The following is a 24,834-nucleotide window of genomic DNA, read 5'->3' as shown; positions in this document are numbered from 1 at the left end:
GGCGACGAGCCGGTCCGCTGATCCGAAAGGTCTCCGCCGGAGACGTACCGCGGCACGAGGCAGCCCGGGGTTTGTAGGGTGATGGTCATGACGGACGACGCGGTTCCCAGCGACCTCTGGACGAACGAACAGGCCGACCACTACGACGACCCCGACGACCCGATGTTCGCGCCCGAGCTGCTTGCGGCGACCTCCGGCTTCCTCTCGGAGCTCGCCGGCGACGGATCCGCGTTGGAGCTCGCCATCGGCACCGGGCGGGTCGCGGTGCCCCTGAGTGAGCGCGGCGTGCCCGTCCACGGGATCGAGTACTCCCCGGAGATGGCCGCGAAGCTGCGGGAGAAGACCGGCGCGATCCCGGTGGTGATCGGAGACATGGCCACCACGCGGCTGGATCGGCGCTTCTCCCTGGTGTACCTCGTGTTCAACACGATCGGGAATCTGTACACCCAGGACGCGCAGGTCGAGTGCTTCCGCAACGCCGCCCGGCACCTGGACCCCGGCGGGCACTTCGTCGTCGAGGTCGGCGTTCCGTCGCTGCGCTCCATGCCGCCGGGACACGACGCGGTGCCCTTCGACATCTCGGAGGGGCACCTCGGATTCGATCAGTACGACCTCGTCACCCAGCGGGCCGTCTCCCACCACTACGTCCGGGAGACCGATGGGCGCTTCCGGCATCGCCCGCATCACTTTCGTTTCGTGTGGCCGTCGGAGCTCGATCTGATGGCGCGTCTGGCGGGACTGGAGCCGGTCGCGCGGTACGCGGACTGGGACCGGACGTCGTTCACCGGGGAGAGCACCTCGCACGTCTCCGTGTGGCGCAAGCCCGTCGACGGGGCCTGATGGGGTGGCAGGGGACAGGGCCGGCGTACGCTGCGTCGTACGCCGACCTGTGCGCGGGGACGAGCGGTCCCATCGTCGCGGCGCTCGGAGCGCCGGACGGGGGCACCCTGCTGGACGTCGGCGCGGGCCCGGGCGACGTCGCCGCGCTGCTGGCGCGGGCGGGCTGGGCGGTCACGGCCTGCGAGCCGGAGGAGAGCATGCGCGACGTCGCGCGGGAACGCCACCCGGGACTCCGGATGGAGTCCGGCGGACTGCCCGTCCTTCCGTACGCGGACGACGCGTTCGACGCGGCCGTCGCGAACTTCGTCCTGAACCACGTGGAGGATCCGCGCGCCTCGGCGCGGGAGCTGGGTCGTGTGAGCCGGCTCGTCGCGGTCGCCACGACGTGGGTCGTGTCCCCCTCCTGGTTCTGGGCATCCGTCGTGATCCGCGCGGGTCTGCCCGAGGCGCCTCCGGCGCGGCTGGCGCCGGAGAACGACTTCGAGCGCTCGGTCGACGGGTTCGAGGGCATGCTCCGTGACGCGGGATGGGAGGAGGGGGACCGACTCCTGAGCGTCCGGGAGCATTCGTGGGTGTGGCGGGTGCGACCCTCGGCGCTGTGGGCGTCGGTGGAGGGCGGCGTCGCCGGCGCGGGCGCGCGCTTCGCCGGACTCGACGACCGGGAGAGACGTCGTTTCCAGGCGGCCTTCGAGGAGATCGTCGATGAGCATGCCGAGGACGGCATGCTCCCGCTGAGGCACACCGCCGCCGTCGCGGTGACGACGAACGCACCGCGCACCATGGGGGAGACGGCCGACAACTAGAATCGAAGGGCTATGGCTACTCCCGATCCCCGCACCACGACCGCCACCGGCTCGGATGTGCGTGTCCGCTTCTGCCCGTCGCCGACCGGCCTGCCGCACGTCGGCATGGTCCGCACCGCCCTGTACAACTGGGCCTACGCGCGTCACACCGGCGGAAAGCTCGTGTTCCGCATCGAGGACACGGACGCCGCGCGCGACAGCGAGGAGAGCTTCCGCCAGCTCGTCGACGCGCTCACGTGGTTGAAGATCGACTGGGACGAGGGCGTCGAGGTCGGAGGTCCGCACGCTCCGTACCGGCAGTCCGAGCGCCACGACATCTACCGTGAGGTGCTGGACAAGCTCATCGCCGCGGGGAGCGTCTACGAGAGCTTCTCGACGGCCGAGGAGATCGACGCCCGCAACGAGGCGAACGGACGGGCCAAGCAGCTCGGCTACGACAACCACGACCGCGATCTCACCGACGAGCAGAAGGCCGCCTTCCGCGCCGAGGGGCGTCAGCCGGCGCTGCGCCTGCGGGTGCCGGACGAGGACGTCACGTACGTCGACCTGATCCGCGGCGAGGTCACGTTCCCTGCCGGATCCTTCCCCGACTTCGTGATCGTGCGTCCGAACGGCGTGCCGCTGTACACGTTCGTGAATCCGGTGGACGACGCGCTGATGGGGATCACCCACGTGCTCCGCGGCGAGGACCTCATGCCGTCCACCGCCCGCCAGCTCGCCCTCTACGCGGCGCTCATCGATGCCGGGGTCACGACCTTCGTCCCGCGTTTCGCCCACATGCCGCTCGTCCTCGGCGAGACCGGCAACAAGAAGCTCTCCAAGCGCGACCCGCAGGCCGACCTGTTCCTGCACCGCGAGCGCGGCTTCATCCACGAGGGGCTGCTGAACTACCTGGCCCTGCTCGGCTGGTCGATCGGCCCGGATCGCGACGTGTTCTCGCTGGAGGAGTTCACCGCCGCGTTCGACATCGAGAACGTGAACCCGAACCCCGCGCGCTTCGATCAGAAGAAGGCCGAGTCCATCAACGGCGACCACATCCGGATGCTGGAGCCCAAGGACTTCGCCGAGCGGATCCTGCCGTACCTCGCGGCGGCGGACGTGTTCGGCGGGGAGCCGACGCATGAGCAGATCGTGCTCGCGTTCCGCGCGGCCCCGCTCGTGCAGGAGCGCGTGCAGCTGCTCGGCGAGGTGCCGGGCATGCTCGGGTTCCTGTTCGCGGAGACGGTCTCGTACGAGGAGGACGCGCTCAAGGGGCTGCCGGGCAACGCCGCCGAGGTGCTGACCGCCTGCGTGGACGCGCTGGAGCCGCTGGCGGACTTCACGCCGTCCGCCATCCAGGAGACGCTGTCCGCCGCGCTCGTGGACGGCCTGGGGCTCAAGCCCCGCGTCGCCTACGGTCCGCCGCGGGTGGCGCTGACCGGCCGCCGGGTGTCGCCGCCGCTGTTCGAGTCGATGGAGCTCCTCGGCAAGGAGGAGACCCTGCGTCGTCTCACCTCCCTCGCGGAGTTCCTCGCCCGCTGACGGGAGTTTGGGGCCGGATTGGGGCCGGCTTGGGGCCGAGTTCCGGGGGTTTTGGGGCCATCTCGCGCCCCGAACCCCCATACCGCGCCCCAATCCCGCGTGGCGCCCCCGTGATTCCTGGGCCGGGTTCGGGGTCGAGATTGGGGGGAATCGGACCCTGGGCGCGCCCCGAACCCCTGCGTCGCGCCCCGATCCGGAGTGGCGCGCCGATCCCGGGCCCCATACCTCAGGGCGGGCGGGGACGGAAGGGGGCTTCCGGCGGAAGCAGGGCGCACGTAGCGTGACGGTATGCGCGCACTCGGCAAGGATGAGCTGTTCGAGCTCGAGCATCGGGGCTGGCGGGCGCTGTGCTCCGGGCAGGGCGGGGCGTTCTACGGCGAGCTGATGCTCCCGGACGCGGTCATGGTGCTGGTGAACGGTGCCGTGATGGGCCGGGACGAGGTCGCCGCCTCGCTCGACGCGGCTCCGCCGTGGGCCCGCTACGAGCTGAGCGACGAGCGTCATCTGCCGATGGGCGACGATGCCGCAGCGCTGATCTATCGCGCGGTCGCGTCCCGCGAGGACGGCGCGGGCTCGGGCGCGGATACGGAGCCGTTCACGGCGCTCATGTCGAGCGTCTACCGCCGTGTGGACGGCCAGCCTCGTCTCGCGCTGTACCAGCAGACGACGATCACGCACTGACCCGGCGGACGCCGGACGAAGGGGGAGGCATGCAGGATGTGACATCGGTGCCTGAGCTGGAGCTGTTCCGTTACCTCGGGCTGTGGTTCGAGGTCGGGCGCCTGCCGCTCCGGTTCGAGGACGACGAGGCCAGCGACGTGACCGCCGAGTACGCGCAGAACGAGGACGGCACCGTCCGCGTCGACAACCGATGCCTGGACGCCGACGGTCAGCCGACGCAGGCGGTCGGCCAGGCCGAACCGGTCGAGGGGCATCCGGGGCGGCTGCGGGTAACTTTCCTCCCGGAGGGGCTCCGATGGATCCCGTTCACACGGGCGGACTACTGGGTGCTGCGGATCGACGCCGACTACACGACGGCGCTCGTCGGCACGCCGGATCGGCGCTACCTGTGGCTGCTCTCCCGGACCCCGGACATCTCCGACGACGTGGAGGCGGAGTTCCTGGCGACCGCCCGCGCACAGGGGTTCGACCTCTCGCCGTGGATCCGCGCACGCCAGTCCGGGCATGTCGTGCAGGTCTGAGCGCGCCACACGCGGGCGGCGCGCCCGGTTTGGCTCCTGGCTGGGCCTCGGGTAAGCTTGAACCTCGGTGCGGGGCTCCGGTTCCGCCCTTGGGGTATGGTGTAATTGGCAACACGGCTGATTCTGGTTCAGTTGTTCTTGGTTCGAGTCCAGGTACCCCAGCCATACAGACCTCTGGTTTCCGAAGGAGACCGGGGGTCTTTGTCTTTCTCAGCGTGATCCGTCGATGACGCCGGGCGCCGCCGGCTACGGCGTCAGGCGACGAGGGCGGTCATCGCGAGGGTCGAGGCCGCCATCGCCGCATGGTGGACCCGGTGCGGCCAGGAACGATCCCGACGAAGAGCGAGCGCCGTCGCGACGACCGTCCCGAGAGCCAGCACGGCGAGGAGGATCGGGACGGGGGAGCCGCCGCCGTGCCCGTGCGCGCCGAGGACCGGCACGACGCCCGGGGCCCGAGCGGGCATCAGCAGGATGAGGGTCGCGGTCGCGACGAGACCGAGCGCGAGATGCGGGCCGATGGACGACCGCGATCCCGCCGCGGCCGATGCCCGACCCGAGATCGGTGCCCGGTTCCCTCCCGGCTCGGCGGGGGCGAGCGAGACGGGGACGGGCGAGACGGGGGCGGGCGAGACGGGGACGGCGGCCGTCCAGCGGTGGCGCACGGCGAGACCGATCGCCGCGGCGAGGAGGACCGCGGACCACAGCGCCGCCGGGAGGACGGACACGGTCATCGCATCCGTCATGCCCACGAGCATCGCGACCCCGGCCGCGGCCTCGGCCGGTCGGGTCCGGCGCCCGCCGACGCACAGCGCCCCGGCGGCGATCGCCGCGAGGACGAGCGCGCCGGCGTGCAGCAGCGTGCTCACCGGGCGGGATCGGCGGGAGCCGGCGGAAGCGCGCCGCCCGTCTCGGTCGCGATCCCGGGCGTGAGCGTCGCCGCGGGACGCCGTCCGTGCTCCTCGCTCCGGGCCTCGGCGGCGCCGTCGTCGACACCGATCCGATGCCACGGCGCCTGCGCGACGTCGGCGGGTGCGGCGGCCGCGAAGGCGATCGCGCCGTGCTCGACGTCGAGGGCCACGGTCAGCTTCGTCTCCCAGCGCAGGTGCTCCGGCTGGTCCTGGCGGGCACGGACGGAGATCGGCGCGTCGGGGATGCCGCCGAAGGCCAGGGCCCGCTCGCGGTCGTCCTCGATCCGGGCGAGATCGGCGGCGTCCACCAGGCAGCGGTACCGCGGCACGCTCGTCGTCTCGTACGGCGAGAACTCGCCGGCCGCCAGCTCCTCGTCCAGGAAGTGGTTCGTGTGCGCGAGGACGCCGCCGGGCGTCACGGCCAGCGCGGCCACGCCGGCGGGGGACACCTCGATCGCCGCCGCCTCCGCCCGGTCGCCGTCGAAGGCCACGACGGTGAGCACGCTGGACGCGGCGAGCGGGACGCTCCGGGCCAGGGCCTCCGCCTCGCCCACGGTGGACGCGCGGTCCAGGATCATCCGGGACAGCACGTGCACGGGGACGCCCGCCTGTGTGCCGTCGCTGCGGTGGTGAAGGATGTTGAAGTGCACGCCGAGTCCGCGGTCGTTGACGCCGATCTTCGCCGGCTGGCCGAACTCGGAGAACGTGACGACCCGGGCCCCGCTCGCGGTCCGCAGGCGCCGCACCACCGTCTCGTTCGAGAGGGTCTCGTGCCAGTCCCACGTCTGGAGCGTGCGGGGCGGACGGGCGCCCGCGGGCACGAACACGATCGTGGAGCACTCCATCGACGGCGTCATCCGAGCCAGCACCTCGGTGCGCGCGGTGAGCAGGTGCACGTCGGCGACCTCCAGGGCGCTCCCCTCCGCGACGCCGTGGAACTCCTCGGCGATCTCGGGCGCCCACGCCTCCACCGCGGCTCGGCACTCGGCGACGACATCGTCGGCCTCCTCGCCCGTGACGCCGGACTGCGCGAACAGGCGCCGGTACGCGTCGCGGGCCTCGTGCAGCTGCGACGCCCAGCGCTCGCCGAAGCGCCGTCCCTCCTCGCGGGGGTCCGCGGTCTCCGAGGTCCACTCGTGGACGATCATCGGTCGCCTCCGATCCGCTCGACGAGCTCGGCGACGTCGCCGTAGGGGCACCCGCGCGCGCGGGATGCCGCGGCGACGCGCTCGCGGACCTCCCGCGGCTTGTCCTGGCTGACCTTGAAGACGGCGCGCTGCTCCAGGACCTCGAAGCGGAACGCGACGATCCCGCCCACGATCCGCTCGAACGTCGGCAGCGAGCTCGTCATGTCCCACGCGACGGGCTCGAGGGCCTCGAGCTCCTCGACCGTGCGCGTGACGACATGCATCCCGTCCTCGGCGCCCCCGAGGACCGTCACGCGGGCGGTCAGGTGCACGGCGGCGTAGTCCCACGTGGGGACGTTGGGATCGTCCGCGTAGGTCGTCGGGGAGACGTAGTCGTGCGGCCCGGTGAACACGAGCAGCACGCTATCTCCGTCCGCCATCTGCTGCCACTGCGGGTTCTTCCGCGCGACGTGGCCGAGGAGCTCGGCGCCGACGAATCCGCCGTCCTCCGCCATCCGCTCCACGATCACCGGGGTGTGGGTGGCGGTCGGCGCCCCGGCGGCACCGCCGCCGTTGGAGACGATCAGGGCGAACGGGTGACGGCGGACCAGTTCGGCGACCTCGTCCTGCGAGGGCGCGCGGTACTTCTCGAACTCGTACACGATCAGCCCGCCGCGCAGAGGATCGCGTCCCAGGCCGTCTCTCCCGCGAGCGTCGCCACCGCGGTCGAGTTCAGCGAGAGGCGGCCGCGGGACGTGGCCGGGTCCGCGGGGAGGGCGACCTCGTCGGTCGTCAGGGCGAACAGCGTGTCGCCGTCGAGCGGGGTGTGGAACGGCTGTATCCCGCGGTGCATCGAGCTGTGCACCTGGAGGCCGAACTGGCGCAGTTCGATGTCGGTGAGCTGTACGTTCGTCACCACCGCCGTGATGGTGGTGTTGCCCGACATCGCGTCCACGAGGCCGGACTCGCCGATCGCCTCCTCGTAGTCGCGGGCGGGGTGGCGGCGCTCGCCGGTCGTCGTGTCGTAGTTGCCGCGGACGATCCGGCCCTCGCGGTCCAGGATCACGCCATAGGGGTTGAGCACGGTCACGACGAGCACCTTCACGTCGCCCACCTGTCGGAACGCCACGCCCTGGCCGGTGAACTCGACGCGGGACGGATCCACCTTGCCGGACGACGCGGACGCCCCGCCGCCCACCCGGCCCACTTCGACCACGCCCTGGCGTGCCGCGTCCAGCGCCGCTCGGCCGAGCGCGGCGTCCGGGTAGACGGAGTTGTCCCGCACGGAGTAGTCGTAGATGATCGCGCCCGACACGAGCTGGAGCTCGTCGAAGCCGGATCGGTGCCCGACGCGGCCGAACAGCGCCTCGGACACGCCGGCGACCGCGGCGAGCCCGTAGACCGAGCCGCCCGCGAGGCAGATCGCGTGGTTGTACCCGTACAGCCCGCTCGCGCCGACCGCTCCGCCGCGGCGGTCCGTGAACGTGCGTGCTCCCGCGGGAATGGAGAGCACGGTCGCCCCGGTGGGCCCCTCGGCGTACTCGGCGGTCCCGAGGAGGACCCCGGGGAAGTCGTACTCCACCTGCCCGCGGTCGGTGCCGTGGACGGGGGCGAGGGCGAAGTCGCCGTTCGAGCGCCGGGGGCCTCCGGCGGCGACGGGGGCGAGGCGAGGGGTGTCGGTCACGATGAGAGCTCCTGGAACAGTTGACGCGAATAGGGATGCTGCGGAAGGTCGTAGAAGACGTCGGTCGGCGCGATCTCGACGATCTCACCGGCGCGCATGACGGCCACGTGGTGCGAGATGTAGCGCACGGCCGCGAGGTCGTGGGAGATGAACAGCGCGGCGAAGCCGTGCTCGTCCTGCAGATCCCGGATGAGGTTGAGGATCTGCGCCTGGACGGACACGTCGAGCGCGCTGACGGCCTCGTCGAACACGAGGAACGACGGGTGTGTCACGAGGGCGCGCGCGACGCTCACGCGCTGGAGCTGCCCGCCGGAGAGCTGGTGCGGGCGTCGAGCGGCGAACGACGAGGGCAGTCCGACCTGCTCGAGCATCGCGATCGCGCGGTCCTCGGTCTCCGTGCTGCGGCGTTCGTGCACGAGCAGCGGCTCCAGCACCGAGGAGAGCACCGTCGACCGCGGATCCAGCGCCCATCGCGGATGCTGCAGCACGGCCTGCATCCGTCCGGCGCGGGAGCGCAGGCTCCGCGCGAGGGGGGCGCCCTGGAACCGGACCTCGCCGGAGTCCGGGCGCCGGAGGCCGAGCACGACGGATCCCGTCGTGGTCTTGCCCGATCCCGACTCGCCGACGAGCCCCAGCGTCTGCCCCGGCGCCACCGAGAAGCTCACCCGGGACATGGCGGTCGTCTCACGGCGGCGCGCGCCGGCGCCCGAGGCGAAGGAGACGCTGACGTCGGCGAGCTCGACAGCGGGGGTGACGGCGTTCATGCGCGGACCTCCTGCGCAGCCGGGCGAGGTTCGCCCGGTGACGCGCCGGCCAGCTCCGCCGTGCGGATGCACAGGCTGTGTCGCGGAGCCACCGGCGCCGGTCGGCTGATCTCGCACGCGTCGACGCGGAAGGCGCAGCGGGCCGCGAACGCGCAGCCCTCCGCCTCGCCGTGGAGCACCGGCGGCGCCCCGGGGATGCTCGCCAGGCGCTCGCCGCGGCGTGCGCGGGACGGATCCGTCGCGGCCAGAGCACGGGAGTACGGGTGGACGGGGCTGCCCAGCACCTCGGCGGCGCCGCCGCGTTCGACGACGCGTCCCGCGTACATCACCGCCACCTCGTCGCACCAGCGGGCGACGGCGGGGAGGTCGTGGCTCAGCCAGAGGATGGTCGTGCCCTGCTCCCGCGCCTGTGTGAACATCAGCCGGACGACCTCTTCGCGGACCTGGCTGTCCAGGGCGGCGGTCGGCTCGTCGGCGATCAGCAGGGCGGGGCGGCGGCACAGGGCCATCGCGATGGCGACGCGCTGGGCCATGCCTCCGGAGATCTGATGGGGGAACAGGCGCAGGACGCGCGGCGCGTCCGCGATCTGCATCGCCTCCAGCAGCGCGGTCCGCCGCTGCGGGGAATCGTCTTCGCCCACCGCTCGGAGCACCAGGCGCAGCTGGGCGCCGATCCGCATCGTCGGGTCGAGGGAGCCGATCGGATCCTGGGCGACGTAGGCGAGGGTGTCCCTGCGGTAGGCGCGCAGGGCGTCGGGACCGAGGCTCAGCACGTCGATGCCGTCGACGTCGACCCGTCCGCGCACGATCCGGGCGGAGCGCGGCTGGAGACGCCCGACCACCGAGGCGAGGGTGGACTTCCCGGATCCCGACTCGCCGACGAGGGCGAGGGAGCTCCCGTCGTCCACCTCCAGGTCGACCCCGTCCAGGGCCCGCACCGTCGTCGTCCCGGTGAACTCCAGGGCGAGGTCGCTGATTCTCAGGGCGGTCATCGGAGGGACCTCGTCTCTCGCGGTTCGAAGCGGTCCCGCAGCCCGTCTCCGATGATGTTGATGCAGAGGATCGACACGACCAGGACGACGCCGGGGGCGATGAGGAGCTGCGGCGCCTGGGTCATGTAGAGCATGCCCTGCTGGATCAGCAGACCCAGCGAGGCCTCGGGGACCTGGACGCCGAAGCCGAGGAAGCTCAGGCCGCCTTCCACGAGGATGGCGACGGAGAGCGCGTAGCTGGCCTGGACGGCGATCGTCCCGGCGATGTTCGGCAGCACCCGCCGGACGAGGATCGCGGGGGTCCGTACGCCGCTGATCCTGGCCGACACGATGAAGTCCCGCTCGGAGACGGATCGTGTCGCGAGCCGGACGACGCGGGTCATCAACGGGATCGTGATGACGACGATGCTGATGATCGCCGCGGGCCGGCCGGGGCCGAGCAGAGCGGAGACGAGGATCGCGAGCACGAGCGCGGGGAACGCGTACAGGACGTCCGCGACCCGCATGACGACCTCGTTGACCGCGCCGCCGTAGTATCCGGCGACCATGCCGAGCACCGTGCTGACCACGGCCGAGCAGAGGACCGCGACGATCGAGACGACGAGCGTGGTCGCGATCCCCTGGAACAGGCGGGGAAGCAGAGAGCGGCCGAGGTTGTCGGTGCCGAGCGGCGCCGTCACGGACGGACCTTCCAGACGCCCTCCCACCGTGGCGCTCGTGGACCCGGCGAGACCGGTCAGCACCGCGATCACGGTGACCAAGACGATGAGGCCGAGCACGACGACCGCCGTGCGCAGCAGGGCGTCGCTGCGGCGCCAGGCGCCTCGGGACGCCTGGCCGGCGGCGCGGACGCGGTGCACGGCGGTGGGCGCGACGGTCATCGGCGGCTCCCTCCGGTCAGGCGCAGGCGGGGATCCAGCGCGGTGGCGACGAGGTCGACGAGCAGGCTCGCGACGATGAAGACGAGGGCGGCGAGCAGGACGGCGCTCTGCACGATCGCGTAGTCGCGTCGGCCGAGGGCGGTCTGCAGGTACGAGCCCATCCCGGGGATGTCGAAGACGAACTCGACGATCACCGTGCCTCCGAGGAGCACGGCGACGAGGGCGCCGACGATGGTGAGGATCGGGGCGGCGGCGTTGCGCAGCACGTGGTGGCGCACGATGAACGCCGGCGTCTCGCCACGGGCGACCGCCGCCTGGATGTGCGGCTCGACGAGGACGTTCATGACGGCATCGCGGGTGTTCCGGGCGACGACCGCCACGCAGCCGACCGAGAGGACGGCCACCGGCAGGGCCAGCGAGCCGAAGAAGCGCCCGGGATCGGAGGCGAAGGGTGCGAAGCGGCCGACCGAGACGCCGAGCCCGAGGGTGGAGACGACGAACACGACGAGTCCCGCCAGCAGGAACTCCGGGATGCTGATGCCGAGGGCGCTGATCATGCGACCGGCCGCCCCGGCGTTGCCCTCGGAGCGCAGAGCGGCCAGGAACCCGAGCGGGATGCCGACGAGCAGCGTGACCACGATGGTCAGCAGCGCGATCGTCGCGGTGACCGGAAGGCGGGCCGCGAACTCCTCCGACACCGAGACGTTGGACACGAACGAGTGCCCGAGGTCGCCGGTGAGGACGCCGACGACCCAGTGGAGATACTGCAGTACCACGGGATCGTCGAGGCCGGACTCGGCCACCGCCTGGGCCCGCTGCGCGTCGGTGGCGAGCGGACCCAGGACGAGGTCGGTGTAGTCGCCCGGCATCAGGCGGACGGACGCGAAGATCAGCACCGAGACCACCAGCAGCGTCAGCAGTGCGGCGCCGATGCGCCGGACGGACCACAGGGCGACGGCCATGTCAGCTCGCGCGGAACGCGGTGAGGTGCCGGAGGAAGTTGCCGTAACCCTCGTCGGTGGTCAGCGTCGGGGACAGCGATCGCGTGTTCCAGCCGATGGTGGACGGCCGCAGCACGAGCGGGATCATCTCGCTCTGCTCGTCCGCCAGGGCGCAGAGGCTGTCGAACGCGGCGGCGCGATCCGCGCCCGGCTCGGTGGCGTACCCGTCGGCGATGAGCGCGTCGAGCTCGTCGGACCCCTTCATGAAGACGGACGAGAACCCGGCGACCTCGGGGTTCCACCACGTCGTCACCATGGCGGGATCCGCGTAGCCGGCGAACCAGCTCAGAGCCAGGTCGAACGACGCCGGGCTTCCGTAGACCTGGTCCGAGTAAGTCGCGTAGTCGACCTGCTGGATCTTCACGGTCACGCCGATCTCGGCGAGGTTCTGCTGGATCACCTGAGCAATCTGGGCGAGGACGGGTTCGTCGGTGTACACGACGAGGTCCAGATCGAGGCCGCCGACGCCGTCGATCACGCTCTTCGCGGCGGTGAGGTCCCTCGCTGCGGAGGGGAGATCCTCCGGGGTGCAGGCGTCAGAAAGGCCCGCCGGGGTCACTCCGGTGGCGGCGGTGGATCCCGCGAAGGCGAGCTCGTTGATCGCGGCGCGGTCGATCGCGGAGTTGATCGCGAAGCGCACATCCTGATCCTGCAGCGCCTCGTCGCCGGTGAGAGCGTTGATCATCAGGTAGTGGAAGTCTGTGTTCGTCTGGCCGACGACGGTCACGTCCTTCGCGTTCGCGAGCAGCTCGGCGGAGTCGATCGAGTTCAGCACCGCGAAGTCGGCGGAACCGTCGCGCAGCGCCGCGGCGCGGGTGGCCTCGTCGCCGACGATGTCGATCGTCAGGGACGAGAAGCCGAGGGTGCTCGCGTCAGGGTGGTGCGGGTTCGGGGCGAACGTCCACTCCTCGTCCTGCCGGTGCGCGGTGGCGACGAGCGGGCCGGTGCCGAGCATCTCGGTCGTGATGTCGACCGAGCCCGCCCGGATCTCCGCCATGGGCAGGATCGCGGCGGGGGTGTTGGCGAGGGCCGCGAGGAACGGCGCATAGGGCTCGGAGAGGGTGACCGTGACCTCTCGGTCCCCGGTCGCCTGCACGGAGGCGATCGGTCCGAGCTGGCCCGTCCACGTGGTGGGGTTCTCGAGCAGGCGCTGAAGGCTTCCGACCACGTCGTCGGCGGTCATCGCCCGGCCGTTCGAGAACACCGCGTCCTCGGCCAGGGTGAAGACGTACTCGGTGTCGCTCGGCGTCTCCCAGGATGTCGCCAGTCGCGGGGCCACCTCCAGGTTCTCGTCGATCGTGGTGAGGGTCTCGTAGACGAGCCCCTCGAGCATCCAGGAGCGCGCGGTCGCGGCGCCCTGTGGGTCGAGGCCGCTCGCCTCGGCGGTGTCGTAGTCCACCTGGACGACGAGGTCGCCCCCGGCGTCGAAGGACGCGTCGGCGACGGCGAGGAAGCCGGGGGCCGCCTCGTCCTTGGTCGGGGCGGCGTCCGGCGAGGCGCCGGCGGTACAACCGGTGAGGGCGAGCACGGCGACGGCGAGGATGGCCGTCCCTGCTCGGGCTGCGGTGGTCATGTGGGGTGTTCCCTTCGGGTGGTCGGACGACGCCGGCGGCGGGACGATGCGGCTCACGCCGGATGCGGCGCCGGAGGGACGGACAGGTGGTGCGGGTGGTGCGCGGTGTCGGCGGCGTGCGTGTGATCGGGGGAGCACGCGCACGCGGCGGGGGAAGCGGGGACGTCGAGGGTCGGGTTGCGGTCGAAGAAGTCGTGCGGAGTGAGGGTGAACCCGCACGCGTCGACGGGCATGATCGGCCAGTCCTCGGTGCGGGGGAAGTGCGTGAGGCCGAACGTGTGCCACAGAACCAGATCCGCGCCGTCGAGGGAAGCGTCGTCGGCGGCGAAAACGGGAAGCCCCTGCTCGGGCGCGCTCTGGTTCACCACGTCGCCGGCGGGGTAGCGCTCCTCGGGGTCGTAGGCGGTGACCCACAGGTCCGAGGTGGCGAACCGCGCGCGCGACGCGATGACCGAGTCGGGATGGGCGAGCAGCACGGGCCTGCCCTCCGGCCTCAGGACGTAGGAGGTCGGGCGGCCCAGGCGGTTCCGCGCCGTCGCGCTGCTGACCCGCCACGTCCGGTCGACGGCCGCGTCGGCGCGGCGCCGTCCCTCCTTCTCGCTGCGCAGCGGCGTCCGTGTGAAGCCGATCGCCGTGCCATGGGGGTTGTCCTCGTCACGGGGAAGCGTCTGCACGTCGACCTCGTGGACGACCGCGGGGCCGTCGTCCACGGCCATGTCCAGGCGGGCGCAGAACAGGTGCTGGTGGTACGGCGCGGCGAGCCCGGGGGCGAGCTCGCTCGCGTAGCGGCTGGTGCGCTCGTCATATGCGGCGGTGAAGACGAGCCCGGTGGCCTTCGCCTCGAACGCGATCCTGCCGTCGAGGTAGAGGTACCAGTAGAAGCCGTAGTCGTAGTTGCCGACCGTGACGAAGAACGAGATGACCAGCCGTCGCTGGCGGCGGACATCGGTCGTTCCGGTGAACTGTTCCGTGTGCTTCCAGAGGACCCCGGCGTCCTCCTCGTGGATGCAGACCGCCCGGGGCAGGATCTTCACGTTCCCTCGGGCGTCCGCGATCGGCACGTCCAGATAAGTGATGTCGCCGACGCAGTCGCAGCCGAGCTCCAGAGAATTCACGAGGCGGCCGAGCAGGTACTCGCCGGTGTCGAAGTAGTTCTGCCAGAACCGGACCGGGCCCGGGTCCCCGTAGGGCACGAGCATCTCCGCGATGGAGGCGCGGTGCAGGATCGGGCGGACCCGGCCGTCGTCCTCGAAGCCGACGCCGTGCAGGATCAGGCCCTCGCGCATGTCGTAACCGACGCGCACGGTCCACTTCTCCCACGTGATCACGTCCCCGTCGAACGAGAAGCTCGGCCCCTCCGGCTGCTGGATGACGATCGGCTTCTGCGTCGTGCGCTCCGGACCGAACGTGCCCGGCAGGTGATAGTCGGCGGTCTCCTGGGGGATCGGCACGGCGCCGGTGTCGATGACGTCGAGGACCACGCGGGCGCCGAGATCCACGTAGGCGACGAGGCCGTCGATGGGATGCGCCCAGGGCATGGTCTGCGGGGTCGGCTGGTGGTGGCCGAGGACGCGGGCCAGCCGTCGCCCCTGCTCGCCCTCGATCGGGAAGCGCCCGGCGGAGAGCCCCGCGAGGGCGACCGTCGCCGGGTCGTCGATCCCACGGGCGGTCAGGGCCGCGATCCAGCGCTCGTCGGCGCCGATCAGCTCGCGGATCATCGCGTGCTCCTCCTGCAGCAGCGGAACCTGGCCGTCGCGGTCCGGATCGATGTCCGTGTCCCGCGCGATCGTGCCGTCGTCGAGGTCGACGATCAGGGCCCGTGCCCGCCCGTCGTCCAGGTCGAGCAGCTGGACGCGAGCGCGCCGCGGCACAGGGGATCCTGCGGCGACGACGCGACGATCCGGCTCGTCGAGTCCGACGTAGGCGATCCGGTGTGTGTCCTCCAGCGCCCCGTTCGCCCGCAGCACCTCGCTCACGCGGCGCAGCTCGTCGGCCGAGAGCGTGGCGTAGGGGGCGCCGGAGCCGTCGCCGAGCTCGCGGGAGCGCGGGACGTGGCCGGACGTGTGGCAGCTGCAGTTCATGGAATCTCCGTCGAATTCGATCTCGGAACGTCGGTGTGCCGGAACGTTCCGGCAAAAGTATGCGATAAGCGTGTTACAGCGCAAGACCCGATCTGTTTCCGGCAGATGACGGTGTGCGGGGTGTGGTTAGAATCGGCCGCATGCAAGAGCCACGGCGCGCCCGTTTGATCGACGTCGCTCGGCGCGCCGGGGTCGGGAAGACCACGGCCTCCGATGCACTGAGCGGTGTCGGGCGGGTCTCCACGGCCACGCGCGAGGCGGTCCTCGCAGCGGCCGCCGAGCTCGGCTACTCGGTCAACACCGCGGCCCGTCATCTGCGCGGGGGATCGATCGGGACCATCGGGATCGTCCTGCCGGAGGTCGTGTCGCGGTCGTCCTACTACATGGCCTTCACGTTCGGCATCGTGACCAGCGCTGCGGCGCACGACATCGACGTGACCATCGTCAGCCCCTCGGTGTCCTCGGGGCGGTCGCGGCCCATCCGTGCGGACGGGCTCATCATCGGCGACCCCCTGTCCGGAGACCCGGGCCTGCCCGCCCTCATGGAGTCCGGGATGCCGATCGTGACCCAGGAGCACCTTCCCGAGGACGTGCCGGGGACGCCGGCGGGCGTCGTCTGGTCGTCGCACGAGGCCGGGATGCGCAGGCTCTTCGCGGAGATCGACGTGACGGGCGCGCGGCACCCGGCGCTGCTGGTCGCGCCGGACGCGACGGACTGGTCGCGGCAGCTGGTGGCGGGCTTCCGTGCGGCCTGCGCGGACCGGGGGCTCGACCCGGTGCTGGCCCCGGTGTCCTTCGATGCGCCGTGGCTCGCCGTCCGGGAGTCGACGGAGCGGCTGCTGCGGGAGCACCCGGACACCGACGTGGTCATCTGCGGCCCCGACTCCAGCGCGATCGAGGTGGTGGCCGTGCTGGGACGTCAGGGGCGGACCATCGGCGAGGACATCACGGTGGTCTCCTGCGTCGATCACCCGTCGCTGCCGTTCCTCTCGCCGTCGATCACGTCCATCGACCTGCGCCCCCGCGAGTCCGGCGTCGCCTGCGCGGAGCTGCTCATCGACCTGCTGGAGGGGAGGGCCGAGCCGGGGACGGACGTCGAGTTCCCCATCTCGGTCGTCGCACGGGACTCCACGGCCCACCCGTTGCGGGTGCGGGCGTGAGCGCGCCGCTGGAGGGCATCGTCGTCGCGGACTTCTCCCGGGTCCTCGCCGGGCCCCTGGCGACCATGACGCTGGCGGACCTCGGCGCCCGCGTCATCAAGGTCGAGCGTCCCGGCACGGGCGATGACACCCGGGCGTGGGGTCCGCCGTATGCCGACTCCGGCATGACGACCTACTTCGAGTCGGCCAACCGCGGCAAGGAGTCGGTCGCCCTCGACCTCACCGATCCCGCGGACCGGGATCGGGCGCACGAGCTCATCGCCCGCAGCGACGTCGTGATCGAGAACTTCCGCCCCGGGCTGTTCGCGGCGCTCGGCTTCGACTGGGAACGCCTGTCCGAGGACCACCCCGGTCTCGTCTACGCGTCCGTCAGCGGCTTCGGACTCGGCGAAGGGGCGGCCCTTCCGGGCTACGACTTCGTCGCGCAGGCGGTGGGCGGGCTCATGCACATCACCGGCGAGGCCGGGGGTGACGCCATGAAGGCCGGCGTCGCCCTGGTGGACGTGCTCACGGGCAAGGACGCCGTCATCGGCATCCTCGCCGCGCTCCGGCGTCGAGAGCGGACCGGGCGCGGCTCGAAGATCGAGGTCAACCTCCTGTCGAGCCTCCAGGCCGCCCTGGTGAACCAGGTGTCCGCGCGCCTCGGCGCGGGGGTCGAGCCCGGGCGACTCGGCAACCGCCACCCGTCGATCGCGCCGTACGAGTCGTTGCAGTGCGCGGACGCGCCGATCGCCGTGGCCTGCGGCAACGATGCGCAGTTCGCCCGGATGACGCAGGAGCTCGGCCGGCCCGAGCTCGCGGCCGACCCGCGCTTCGCCAGGAACCCGGACCGGGTCCGGCACCGCGCGGCCCTGGTCCAGGAGCTGGAGTCCGCGCTGGCGGAGGGCCCGGCGGGGGTCTGGGCCGAGCGGCTGAACCGAGTGGGCGTGGCCGCGGGTGTCGTGAACACGATCGGAGAGGGGATCGCGCTGGCGGAACGGCTGGGCCTGGAGCCCGTCCAGGAGGCGCGGGGCGCGGACGGGCGGCGCTCGCGCCAGATCCGTTCGCCGCTCCGGTGGACGCCGGAGATCCCCGTCCGGCCGGCGGCACCGCCACGCCTCGGCGAGCACGATCCGGCCATCCGCGCCTGGCTGGACGCGCCCCGCTAGGCGCCGCGGTCGCGGAGCGCGATCCACAGCTCGGCCGCGACGTCCGGGTCGTCCAGGGAGGCCTCGAGGAGCCGTTCCGCCGCGACGAGGCGGGGTCGCACCGTGTTCCGGTGCACGCCGAGCTCCCGCGCCGCACGCTCCGTCTGGTGGCGCTGGCGGAGGTACGCCACGACGGTCCTCTCGAGCGCCGGATCCGCGTTCGCGAGCGCCTCGGCCCAGCGGGCAGCGCGCGACTCCGGTTCGACCACGAGATCATCCGGTGCCGTCGTGCGGTGCAGGGCGCGCATCCGGGCGGCCGCGGACGGCACGTCCTCCATCCCCACCGGTGCGCTCAGCACCCCGAGGGTCCCGTCCGGCATGACATCGGCGGGCACAAGCGCGACGTGAAGCCCGTCGCGAGAGGCCGAGAGTGCGTGCCCGGAGGACGCCGCCGACATCAGGACGCGTACGGACGCCGGCAGCGCCACGCCGGCGGTCCGGGCCAGGGCGCGCGCGGCGCCCGCCTCCCCGTCCAGCGCCAGTTCCGTGATCCACCGCTCCGGACCGGTCGATCCCGGGGCGAGGGCGAGACCGATCAGCGCGGACGCGGTGAGCGCGAGCTGCTGGTCGGCCCGGGAGAGCGGGCGTCCCGTGCCGAGCGCGATCGCCCCGATCGTGTCGGCGCCGTCGGTCACGGCGTGGGCGACGACGGCGGACCCGTGCGAGACGAACGAGGCCGCCCGTGCCCCGGATCGCAGGATCGACCGCTCGACGTCGTCGCGGACCGCGGGGAGCATGCCCTCCAGGGACGCGGGATGCAGGCGCTCCGCCGTGCGGCTCCGGCCGAACGGCAGCCACGCGACCCAGCCTCCGATCGCCTGCGCGAGCTGGCGCACGACCGATGTGATCGGATCCCGCCCCGCTGCAGCCTGGGCGAGACGGGTGTGCGCGTGCGCCGCGCGCGCCGCCTCGTCCCTGCCGCCCTGGCCGGAGAGCGACCAGTACGCGCGCGAGACGTCGAGGAAGGGGACGCCGTCCGGCACCGCGAACAGCGGGATGCCGTGGTCGCGGCAGGCGTCGATCAGTGCGGACGGCGCATCGTCCCATCCCTCGCCGAGGCCGATCCCGATCGCGCCGATGCCGGACGCGCGGAGCCGGTCGACGTACGCGTCGATCGACCGGGTCAGCAGCGGGATGCCGGTCGTCAGGAGCAGCTCGCCGCCGTCCAGGTAGCGTCCGGGATCGTCGAGTTCGGAGACGTGCACGCCGGTGAGCGGACGCGCGGCGTCGAACGGCGCCAGCGGGCGCAGGGCGGAACCGGCCGTGCGCACGAGCGCGCCGAGGGAGACCATCCTGTCAGTGTGCGGGATGCACACCGACGGTGCAAGATCTGGGCGGACCGCATAGGACCCGGGACGAGCGGAGCCCTAGCGTCGATCCCATGACGACCGTTCCCCTCCTGCGCACCGAGATCCCCGGCCCTCGTTCCCGTGAGCTCCACGCCCGGCGTGAGGCGTCCGTGCCCTCGGGCTTCGGGATCACGCTGCCGGTCTTCGTCGCGCGTGCCGGCACGTCGACGCTCGAGGACGTGGACGGCAACACCCTCATCGACCTCGCCTCGGGGATCGCCGTCACCAGCGTGGGCGCCGCGAACCCGCGGGTCCGCGAGAGCGTCGCGGCGCAGCTCGACCTCTTCACCCACACCTGCTTCATGGTGACCGAGTACGAGGGATTCGTGCGCGTGGCCGAATGGCTCAACGAGAACGTCCCGGGCGACTTCGCGAAGCGCACCGGTCTGTTCAGCACCGGCGCGGAGGCGGTCGAGAACGCGGTGAAGATCGCCCGCGCGTACACCGGACGACCCGGTGTGCTCGTGGTCGACGAGGCCTACCACGGCCGTTCGCTGCTCACCATGGCGATGACCGCGAAGGAGCACCCGTACAAGACCTCCTTCGGGCCGTTCCCCGGCGAGGTCGTCCGGGGGCCGAACGCCAATCCGTTGCGAGGCGGCGACGCCGTGACCGCCCTGGCCGAGATCGAGCGGATCATCGCCGGGCACGGCCCCGAGCATTTCGCGGCGCTCGTGGTCGAGCCCATCCAGGGCGAGGGCGGCTTCGTCGTCCCGGCCCCCGGCTTCCTCCCGGGCCTGCGCCGCATCGCGGACGCGCACGGCATCGTGCTCGTCGTGGACGAGATCCAGACCGGACTGGGCCGCACGGGCGCGCTCTTCGCGAGCGCGCACGAGGGGGTCGCCGGTGACCTCACGCTCACCGCCAAGGCGCTCGGTGGCGGCCTCCCGCTGAGTGCCGTGACGGGACGCGCCGAGATCATGGACGCCGCGCACGCCGGCGGGCTCGGCGGCACCTATGCGGGCAACCCTCTGGCCTGCGCGGCCGCTCTCGCGGTCTTCGAGGTGCTGGAGGACCCCGAGCTGCTTCCGCGGGTCGCCCGCATCGAGCGGATCATCCGGGACCATCTGGAGCCCCTCGTCGCGGAGGCGGCGTTCGTCGCCGAGGTCCGTGGGCGCGGAGCCATGATGGCGGTGGAGCTCGCCGACCCGGGAACGCTCGCCCCGCGGCCCGACCTCGCGCAGCGGATCTCCGCCGCGTGCCATGCCGCGGGGGTCGTGACGCTCACCTGCGGCACGCAGGGGAACGTCATCCGCCTTCTGCCGCCGCTCGTCATCGACGAGTCCATCCTGGAGACGGGGCTCGCGATCCTCACCACCGCCATCCGATCCATCGCCGCCGAGGAGGCCGCCGCATGACCGTCGTTCCCGATCTGCTCGACTTCGACGAACTGCTCACCGACGACGAACGGGCGGTGCGCGACCGCGTGCGCTCCTTCGTCGACGCCCGGATCCGTCCCCACATCGCCGACTGGTACGACCGCGCGGTGTTCCCGACCGACCTCGTTCCTGAGCTCGCGGATCTGGGCGTGCTGGGGATGCACCTCACCGGCTACGGATGCGCGGGGCGCAGCGCCGTCGAGTACGGGCTCGCGGCCATGGAACTGGAGGCGGGGGACTCGGGTCTTCGCACCTTCGTGTCCGTGCAGGGGTCGCTCGCCATGAGCGCCATCCACAAGCACGGCAGCGAGGAGCAGAAGCAGCGGTGGCTGCCGCGGATGGCCCGTGGGGAGGTCATCGGGTGCTTCGGGCTCACCGAGCCGAACTCCGGGTCGGACCCGTCCAGCATGACGACGTTCGCGCGCCGCGAGGGCGACGGCTGGGTCCTGAACGGGGCCAAGCGCTGGATCGGGCTCGCCTCGATCGCGCACGTCGCCGTGATCTGGGCGCAGACCGACGACGGTGTGCGGGGCTTCCTCGTCCCCACCGACACGGAGGGCTTCGTCGCCACGCCCATCGCCCCGAAGCTGTCGATGCGCGCCTCGATCCAGTGCGACATCGCCCTGACCGACGTGCGCCTGCCGGCCGATGCCCAGCTGCCCGAGGCGCGAGGGCTGCGCGCCCCGTTCGCCTGCCTGAACGAGGCCCGCTACGGTATCGGGTGGGGCGTCGTCGGGGCGGCGCGGGACAGCTACGCGACGGCCCTCGCATACTCGCGGTCGCGGATGCAGTTCAACCAGCCCATCGGCGCCTTCCAGCTCACCCAGCAGAAGCTCGTCGACATGGCGCTGGAGATCGAGAAGGCGCAGCTGGTCGCTCTGCGCCTGGGCCGGCTGAAGGACGCCGGCCGGCTCGCCCCGCACCAGATCTCCGTCGCGAAGCTCGGCAACACCCGTGCGGCCATCGCGATCGCGCGCGAGGCGCGGACCATCCTCGGCGGCAACGGCGTCTCCGGCGACTACTCGCCGCTGCGGCATGCCGCGAACCTGGAGTCCGTCCGCACCTACGAGGGGACCGACGAGATCCACACCCTGGTGCTCGGCGCCCACATCACCGGATTCCCGGCCTTCCGTCCCGTCGCCTACGAGGAGCTGTCATGAGCGCGTCCGAGATCCGTCACTTCGTCGACGGGCGGTGGATCGCCGGGGGCGGGGAGCCTCTCGTCGACCTGAACCCCAGTCGTCCGTCGGACGTCGTGGCCGAGGGGCGCGGGGCCTCGGCGGCCGACGTCGACACGGCCTTCCGCGCCGCCCGGGCCGCGTTCGAGGGGTGGCGGAGAACGCCCGCACGTGCTCGCGCGGCGATCCTCCTCCGGGCGGCGGACGCCATCGAGGCGCATCGTGAGGACTGGGGGCGCGAGCTCGCCCGCGAGGAGGGGAAGACGCTGGTCGAGGCGATCGCGGAGACCGGTCACGCCGCGAACATCCTCCGGTTCCACGCTCAGGAGGTCGAGCGTCAGAGCGGCGAGGTCTTCGAGTCGCCGACCCCGGGGGAGCGCATCCTGGTGATCCGTCGCCCGGTCGGGGTCGTCGGCGCGATCACGCCGTTCAACTTCCCGATCTCGATCCCGGCCTGGAAGCTCGCCCCGGCACTGGTCTGGGGGAACACCGTGGTGTGGAAGCCGGCGACCTCCGTCCCGCTCCTGGCGATGCGCTTCGCGCAGGCGCTGGAGGGCGCCGGTCTTCCCCGAGGCGTGCTGAACCTCGTGAACGGCGCCCCCGAGGTCGGCGAGGCCATCGTGGGGCATGCGGACGTCGACGCGGTCACCTTCACCGGCTCCACGCGGGTCGGCCGGATGATCGCCGCGCAGCTCGCCGGACGCGGCGTCCCCTTCCAGGGCGAGCTCGGCGGGAAGAACGCCTCGCTCGTCCTGGCCGACGCGGATCTCGACGTCGCGGTCGAGCAGGTGGCCCTCGGGGCGTTCCGCGCCGCCGGCCAGAAGTGCACGGCGACCTCCCGGGTGATCGTGCACGAGGACGTCGCCGACGATTTCCTCCGCCGGCTCGCGGCCCGCACCGCGGCGATGACCGTGGGCGACGCGCTGGACGAGGGCGCGGAGGTGGGGCCGGTGGTGGACGCGGTCGCCCGCGCCCGGGTCGTCGCGGCGCTCACGCGAGCACGGGCCACCGCGACGCCCGTGATCGCTCCCGAGCCGTACACGTCAGGGCCGCTCGCGGAAGGGTACTTCGTCCCGCCGTCGGTGTTCGAGCTGGACGACGACGAGCCGGGGGAGCTCTGGACCGAAGAGCTCTTCGGACCCGTGGTCGGCGTGCGCCGGGTCTCGTCCACCGCGGAGGGGATCCGCCTGGTCAACGACAGCGAGTACGGCCTGTCCACCGCGGTGTTCACGACGAGCCTGGCCGACGCGCTCGCGGCGATCGAGGACATCCGCGTAGGGGTGGTCCATGTGAACTCCGCCTCCGCCGGCGCCGATCTCCATGTGCCGTTCGGCGGCACCGCGGCGAGCGCGCTCGGCCCCAAGGAACAGGGCGCAGCCGCCCGGGACTTCTTCACCGAGACGGCGACGGTCTACCTCCGCGGCTGATCCCGGTCGTTCCCTCCCCGTCCGGTCGGGGCCTCGCTCCGACGGCGCAGCAGCGCGGCGGCGGTGAGGGCGACTCGGCGGTCCGGATCCTCCGTCCGCTCCCTCAGCAGCGCGTCCGCCTCGGCCCCGGGGATCTCGGCCAGAGCCGCGACGAGGCGGGCGCGCGCCGCCTCGTCGGCGCCGCCCAGTGCGTCCCGGAGAGCGGCGACGACCGGGATCGGCTCCTCGCGGAGCGCGAGGGCGGTCAGGGCGTCGGCCGCCTCCACGTCGTCGCGCCCCTCGACGACGAGCGCGACCAGGCCGGTGATCGCGTCGACGTCGCCGCGGCGCCCTCGGGCGAGGAAGGCGCGAGCCCGGACGAACGGGTCGGGATGCGGATCGGCGGCGGCCAGCGCTTCCTGCGCGCGGGATGTGCCGAGCTTCTGCAGCGCCTCCACGGCGCGACGGCGGCGATCGGGTTCCCCGGAGCCGAGAGCATCGACGAGATCGGGGACGACGCCGTCCCCGATCTGAGCGAGCGCCCAGTCGAGGGCGCCGGCGGCGTTCGGATCAGCCTCCGCCAGCGCGGCGTCCACGACAGCAGCGGCCTCGCGCTCGTCGCCCTCCAGGCCCAGCGCGAGCCGCTGCCGTGCGGACGGGCTCTCCGCGTCCAGGCCGCGAAGCAGAGCGACCGTCCGCAACACGTCCGCCCACCCGTCCGGGGCGCTCGCCCGCACCCGGGTCAGATCGCGCAGCAGGCTCGTCTCCCTCGCCAGTCGCTCGCGCGTGCGGGCGATGAGCCGGTCGACCAGCTCGGCGGGCCGGTACGACGGGTCGTCGAGGAGAGCGGTGACCTCCGCAAGTCCGAGGCCCAGCGAACGAAGTCCCTCCACATGGAAGAGGCGCGCGAGGTCCTCCTCCGCGTACCGGCGATAGCCGCCGGCGGTGCGCTGCGCGGGCGAGACCAGGCCGATCCGGTCGTAGTGGCGGAGCATCCGGGCGCTCACCCCCGAGCGCTCCGCCACCTCGCCGATCAGCATCCGGCCGTCCCCGTCCCCGTCCCCGTCCCCGTCCGGGGCGCGGCGCGAAGGGCGACCAGTCGTCGCGCCTCGGCGAGCGCGGTCTCGAACCCCTCGTCCGGGTCCGCCATGATCCGCTCCGTGGCGAGGGCGTGCAGGCGCACGTGCTCCGCGGCGTGGTGGCGCGCCGACGCGACGGCGGGGGCGGCGGGCGCGCCGAGGACGGCGAACGCGCGGCTGAGACTCCGCTGGAGCGCGAGATCGCCCCGGCCGAACTGCGTCGCGAGCGTCTCCGCCAGCGCGGTGACCCCGTCCGCGGGGACGAGGCCGGACGCGACGCGCCAGGCCGCGCGCGCGACCTCGTCGTCCTCGTCGCGCAGCAGCTCGTCGGTGATCGCGGACCACGTGGCCGGGTCGCCGATCTTCGACAGCGTGTGCAAGGCCTGGCTCCGGGCCTGCGGGAGCGGGGACGCCAGCTCCGCGAGCATGAGCGGGACCACGATCCGCGGGTCGTGGCGGGTGAGCGCCCAGGTGAGCATGTCACGCACGAAGAAGTCCGGCTCGACCGCGCAGCGCTCCACGAGCGGCGGCACGAACGCCTCCGCGGGGCGTGTGCCCGCCGTGAGCGCGGCCTGCAGTCGGGTCGACGACGACGTCGCCGCCAGGGCGTGCCGCATCGTGGTCACCGGGTCCGTCCGGTCTGTCCGGGTCATCTCGACCACCTCCGCCCTCCAGCATCGACCTTGTCACCGTGTCAAGGTCAAGGGAAGAGGGCGGAC

General features: G+C 72.5%; 23 protein-coding genes and 1 tRNA gene. 11 read left to right on the top strand and 13 right to left on the bottom strand.

Annotation, left to right across the window (positions count from 1 at the left end; translation table 11 throughout):
• The first annotated feature begins 81 nt into the window (after window positions 1–81).
• From V6R91_RS24080 to V6R91_RS24055, 6 genes are all read left to right on the top strand, one after another.
• Window positions 82–840, top strand: coding sequence for a class I SAM-dependent DNA methyltransferase (locus V6R91_RS24080; protein WP_442928178.1), 759 nt, complete (start codon window positions 82–84; stop codon window positions 838–840).
• On the top strand, window positions 840–1,643 hold the full coding sequence (locus V6R91_RS24075) for a class I SAM-dependent methyltransferase (protein WP_336397382.1): 804 nt from the start codon (window positions 840–842) through the stop codon (window positions 1,641–1,643). The genes V6R91_RS24080 and V6R91_RS24075 overlap by 1 nt, the downstream gene beginning before the upstream one ends.
• Window positions 1,644–1,655: 12 nt before the next feature.
• A complete protein-coding gene (gltX, locus tag V6R91_RS24070; RefSeq protein ID WP_336397381.1) occupies window positions 1,656–3,164 on the top strand; it encodes a glutamate--tRNA ligase in 1,509 nt (502 codons plus the stop codon).
• 288 nt (window positions 3,165–3,452) lie between these two features.
• The gene (locus V6R91_RS24065) at window positions 3,453–3,845 is read left to right on the top strand and encodes a nuclear transport factor 2 family protein (protein ID WP_336397380.1); all 393 of its coding nucleotides are present in this window, start codon (window positions 3,453–3,455) and stop codon (window positions 3,843–3,845) included.
• Window positions 3,846–3,874: 29 nt separating this feature from the next.
• Window positions 3,875–4,366, top strand: a complete 492-nt coding sequence (locus V6R91_RS24060; protein WP_271060784.1) for a lipocalin family protein — start codon at window positions 3,875–3,877, stop codon at window positions 4,364–4,366.
• Window positions 4,367–4,456: 90 nt separating this feature from the next.
• Window positions 4,457–4,531, top strand: a tRNA-Gln gene (locus V6R91_RS24055).
• An 89-nt stretch (window positions 4,532–4,620) separates the two neighbouring features.
• On the opposite strand, the gene V6R91_RS24050 is transcribed toward V6R91_RS24055, so the two are convergent.
• The 10 genes from V6R91_RS24050 to V6R91_RS24005 are packed head-to-tail and all read right to left on the bottom strand — an operon-like array spanning window position 4,621 to window position 15,377.
• The gene (locus V6R91_RS24050; RefSeq protein ID WP_336397379.1) at window positions 4,621–5,232 is read right to left on the bottom strand and encodes a hypothetical protein; all 612 of its coding nucleotides are present in this window, start codon (window positions 5,230–5,232) and stop codon (window positions 4,621–4,623) included.
• Window positions 5,229–6,422 carry a C45 family peptidase gene (locus V6R91_RS24045; RefSeq protein WP_336397378.1) on the bottom strand — a complete coding sequence of 398 codons (1,194 nt, stop codon included), beginning with the start codon at window positions 6,420–6,422 and terminating at the stop codon, window positions 5,229–5,231. The genes V6R91_RS24050 and V6R91_RS24045 overlap by 4 nt, the downstream gene beginning before the upstream one ends.
• Entirely contained in the window at window positions 6,419–7,063 is a 645-nt protein-coding gene (locus V6R91_RS24040) for an FMN-binding negative transcriptional regulator (protein WP_336397377.1), read from the bottom strand. Before V6R91_RS24040 ends, V6R91_RS24045 begins: the two co-directional genes overlap by 4 nt.
• A gap of 2 nt (window positions 7,064–7,065) precedes the next feature.
• A complete protein-coding gene (locus V6R91_RS24035; protein ID WP_336397376.1) occupies window positions 7,066–8,085 on the bottom strand; it encodes a P1 family peptidase in 1,020 nt (339 codons plus the stop codon).
• Window positions 8,082–8,849 (bottom strand): ATP-binding cassette domain-containing protein, encoded by a 768-nt coding sequence (locus V6R91_RS24030; RefSeq protein WP_336397375.1) that lies wholly within the window; start codon window positions 8,847–8,849, stop codon window positions 8,082–8,084. Before V6R91_RS24030 ends, V6R91_RS24035 begins: the two co-directional genes overlap by 4 nt.
• Window positions 8,846–9,841, bottom strand: a complete 996-nt coding sequence (locus V6R91_RS24025; protein WP_271061555.1) for an ABC transporter ATP-binding protein — start codon at window positions 9,839–9,841, stop codon at window positions 8,846–8,848. Before V6R91_RS24025 ends, V6R91_RS24030 begins: the two co-directional genes overlap by 4 nt.
• The gene (locus tag V6R91_RS24020; protein WP_336397374.1) at window positions 9,838–10,722 is read right to left on the bottom strand and encodes an ABC transporter permease; all 885 of its coding nucleotides are present in this window, start codon (window positions 10,720–10,722) and stop codon (window positions 9,838–9,840) included. Before V6R91_RS24020 ends, V6R91_RS24025 begins: the two co-directional genes overlap by 4 nt.
• Entirely contained in the window at window positions 10,719–11,684 is a 966-nt protein-coding gene (locus V6R91_RS24015; RefSeq protein ID WP_336397373.1) for an ABC transporter permease, read from the bottom strand. Before V6R91_RS24015 ends, V6R91_RS24020 begins: the two co-directional genes overlap by 4 nt.
• A gap of 1 nt (window position 11,685) precedes the next feature.
• Complete coding sequence (locus tag V6R91_RS24010; RefSeq protein WP_336397372.1) at window positions 11,686–13,296, bottom strand: ABC transporter substrate-binding protein; 1,611 nt, start codon at window positions 13,294–13,296, stop codon at window positions 11,686–11,688.
• A 53-nt stretch (window positions 13,297–13,349) separates the two neighbouring features.
• Window positions 13,350–15,377, bottom strand: a complete 2,028-nt coding sequence (locus V6R91_RS24005) for a primary-amine oxidase (protein WP_336397371.1) — start codon at window positions 15,375–15,377, stop codon at window positions 13,350–13,352.
• Window positions 15,378–15,517: 140 nt separating this feature from the next.
• Here V6R91_RS24005 and V6R91_RS24000 point away from each other — a divergent pair, with 140 nt between their 5' ends.
• Both V6R91_RS24000 and V6R91_RS23995 read left to right on the top strand, forming a co-directional pair.
• Window positions 15,518–16,537 carry a LacI family DNA-binding transcriptional regulator gene (locus V6R91_RS24000; protein WP_336397370.1) on the top strand — a complete coding sequence of 340 codons (1,020 nt, stop codon included), beginning with the start codon at window positions 15,518–15,520 and terminating at the stop codon, window positions 16,535–16,537.
• A complete protein-coding gene (locus V6R91_RS23995; protein WP_336397369.1) occupies window positions 16,534–17,685 on the top strand; it encodes a CaiB/BaiF CoA transferase family protein in 1,152 nt (383 codons plus the stop codon). The genes V6R91_RS24000 and V6R91_RS23995 overlap by 4 nt, the downstream gene beginning before the upstream one ends.
• Here the strand turns inward: V6R91_RS23995 and V6R91_RS23990 are convergent.
• Window positions 17,682–19,016 (bottom strand): PucR family transcriptional regulator ligand-binding domain-containing protein, encoded by a 1,335-nt coding sequence (locus tag V6R91_RS23990; protein WP_336397368.1) that lies wholly within the window; start codon window positions 19,014–19,016, stop codon window positions 17,682–17,684. The two genes, V6R91_RS23995 and V6R91_RS23990, sit on opposite strands and share 4 nt — an antisense overlap.
• An 89-nt stretch (window positions 19,017–19,105) precedes the next feature.
• Here V6R91_RS23990 and gabT point away from each other — a divergent pair, with 89 nt between their 5' ends.
• The 3 genes from gabT to V6R91_RS23975 are packed head-to-tail and all read left to right on the top strand — an operon-like array spanning window position 19,106 to window position 23,057.
• Window positions 19,106–20,431 (top strand): 4-aminobutyrate--2-oxoglutarate transaminase, encoded by a 1,326-nt coding sequence (gene gabT, locus V6R91_RS23985; RefSeq protein WP_336397367.1) that lies wholly within the window; start codon window positions 19,106–19,108, stop codon window positions 20,429–20,431.
• A complete protein-coding gene (locus tag V6R91_RS23980; protein ID WP_336397366.1) occupies window positions 20,428–21,612 on the top strand; it encodes an acyl-CoA dehydrogenase family protein in 1,185 nt (394 codons plus the stop codon). The genes gabT and V6R91_RS23980 overlap by 4 nt, the downstream gene beginning before the upstream one ends.
• Window positions 21,609–23,057, top strand: coding sequence for an aldehyde dehydrogenase family protein (locus V6R91_RS23975; RefSeq protein ID WP_336397365.1), 1,449 nt, complete (start codon window positions 21,609–21,611; stop codon window positions 23,055–23,057). Before V6R91_RS23980 ends, V6R91_RS23975 begins: the two co-directional genes overlap by 4 nt.
• On the opposite strand, the gene V6R91_RS23970 is transcribed toward V6R91_RS23975, so the two are convergent.
• Entirely contained in the window at window positions 23,042–24,076 is a 1,035-nt protein-coding gene (locus V6R91_RS23970; RefSeq protein ID WP_336397364.1) for a MerR family DNA-binding transcriptional regulator, read from the bottom strand. The two genes, V6R91_RS23975 and V6R91_RS23970, sit on opposite strands and share 16 nt — an antisense overlap.
• A complete protein-coding gene (locus tag V6R91_RS23965; protein WP_336397363.1) occupies window positions 24,070–24,768 on the bottom strand; it encodes a HEAT repeat domain-containing protein in 699 nt (232 codons plus the stop codon). Before V6R91_RS23965 ends, V6R91_RS23970 begins: the two co-directional genes overlap by 7 nt.
• Between the last annotated feature and the right edge of the window lie 66 nt (window positions 24,769–24,834).

This window comes from Microbacterium sp. CCNWLW41 (assembly GCF_037083505.1).
The sequence above is the reverse complement of the archived record's forward strand: the minus strand, read 5'-3'. Positions and strand labels throughout refer to the sequence as shown.

Excerpts from the sequence above, each read along its gene's own strand:
- V6R91_RS24025 (WP_271061555.1), bottom strand. The coding sequence starts at position 9,841 with ATGACCGCCCTGAGAATCAGCGACCTCGCCCTGGAGTTCACCGGGACG.
- V6R91_RS24045 (WP_336397378.1), bottom strand. The coding sequence starts at position 6,422 with ATGATCGTCCACGAGTGGACCTCGGAGACCGCGGACCCCCGCGAGGAG.
- V6R91_RS23970 (WP_336397364.1), bottom strand. The coding sequence starts at position 24,076 with ATGCTGATCGGCGAGGTGGCGGAGCGCTCGGGGGTGAGCGCCCGGATG.
- V6R91_RS23990 (WP_336397368.1), bottom strand. The coding sequence starts at position 19,016 with ATGGTCTCCCTCGGCGCGCTCGTGCGCACGGCCGGTTCCGCCCTGCGC.
- V6R91_RS24020 (WP_336397374.1), bottom strand. The coding sequence starts at position 10,722 with ATGACCGTCGCGCCCACCGCCGTGCACCGCGTCCGCGCCGCCGGCCAG.
- V6R91_RS23980 (WP_336397366.1), top strand. The coding sequence starts at position 20,428 with ATGACCGTCGTTCCCGATCTGCTCGACTTCGACGAACTGCTCACCGAC.
- V6R91_RS24060 (WP_271060784.1), top strand. The coding sequence starts at position 3,875 with ATGCAGGATGTGACATCGGTGCCTGAGCTGGAGCTGTTCCGTTACCTC.
- V6R91_RS24030 (WP_336397375.1), bottom strand. The coding sequence starts at position 8,849 with ATGAACGCCGTCACCCCCGCTGTCGAGCTCGCCGACGTCAGCGTCTCC.
- V6R91_RS24015 (WP_336397373.1), bottom strand. The coding sequence starts at position 11,684 with ATGGCCGTCGCCCTGTGGTCCGTCCGGCGCATCGGCGCCGCACTGCTG.
- V6R91_RS24000 (WP_336397370.1), top strand. The coding sequence starts at position 15,518 with ATGCAAGAGCCACGGCGCGCCCGTTTGATCGACGTCGCTCGGCGCGCC.
- V6R91_RS24075 (WP_336397382.1), top strand. The coding sequence starts at position 840 with ATGGGGTGGCAGGGGACAGGGCCGGCGTACGCTGCGTCGTACGCCGAC.
- V6R91_RS23965 (WP_336397363.1), bottom strand. The coding sequence starts at position 24,768 with ATGACCCGGACAGACCGGACGGACCCGGTGACCACGATGCGGCACGCC.
- V6R91_RS23975 (WP_336397365.1), top strand. The coding sequence starts at position 21,609 with ATGAGCGCGTCCGAGATCCGTCACTTCGTCGACGGGCGGTGGATCGCC.
- V6R91_RS24010 (WP_336397372.1), bottom strand. The coding sequence starts at position 13,296 with ATGACCACCGCAGCCCGAGCAGGGACGGCCATCCTCGCCGTCGCCGTG.
- V6R91_RS24065 (WP_336397380.1), top strand. The coding sequence starts at position 3,453 with ATGCGCGCACTCGGCAAGGATGAGCTGTTCGAGCTCGAGCATCGGGGC.
- V6R91_RS24080 (WP_442928178.1), top strand. The coding sequence starts at position 82 with ATGGTCATGACGGACGACGCGGTTCCCAGCGACCTCTGGACGAACGAA.
- V6R91_RS24005 (WP_336397371.1), bottom strand. The coding sequence starts at position 15,377 with ATGAACTGCAGCTGCCACACGTCCGGCCACGTCCCGCGCTCCCGCGAG.
- gabT (WP_336397367.1), top strand. The coding sequence starts at position 19,106 with ATGACGACCGTTCCCCTCCTGCGCACCGAGATCCCCGGCCCTCGTTCC.
- gltX (WP_336397381.1), top strand. The coding sequence starts at position 1,656 with ATGGCTACTCCCGATCCCCGCACCACGACCGCCACCGGCTCGGATGTG.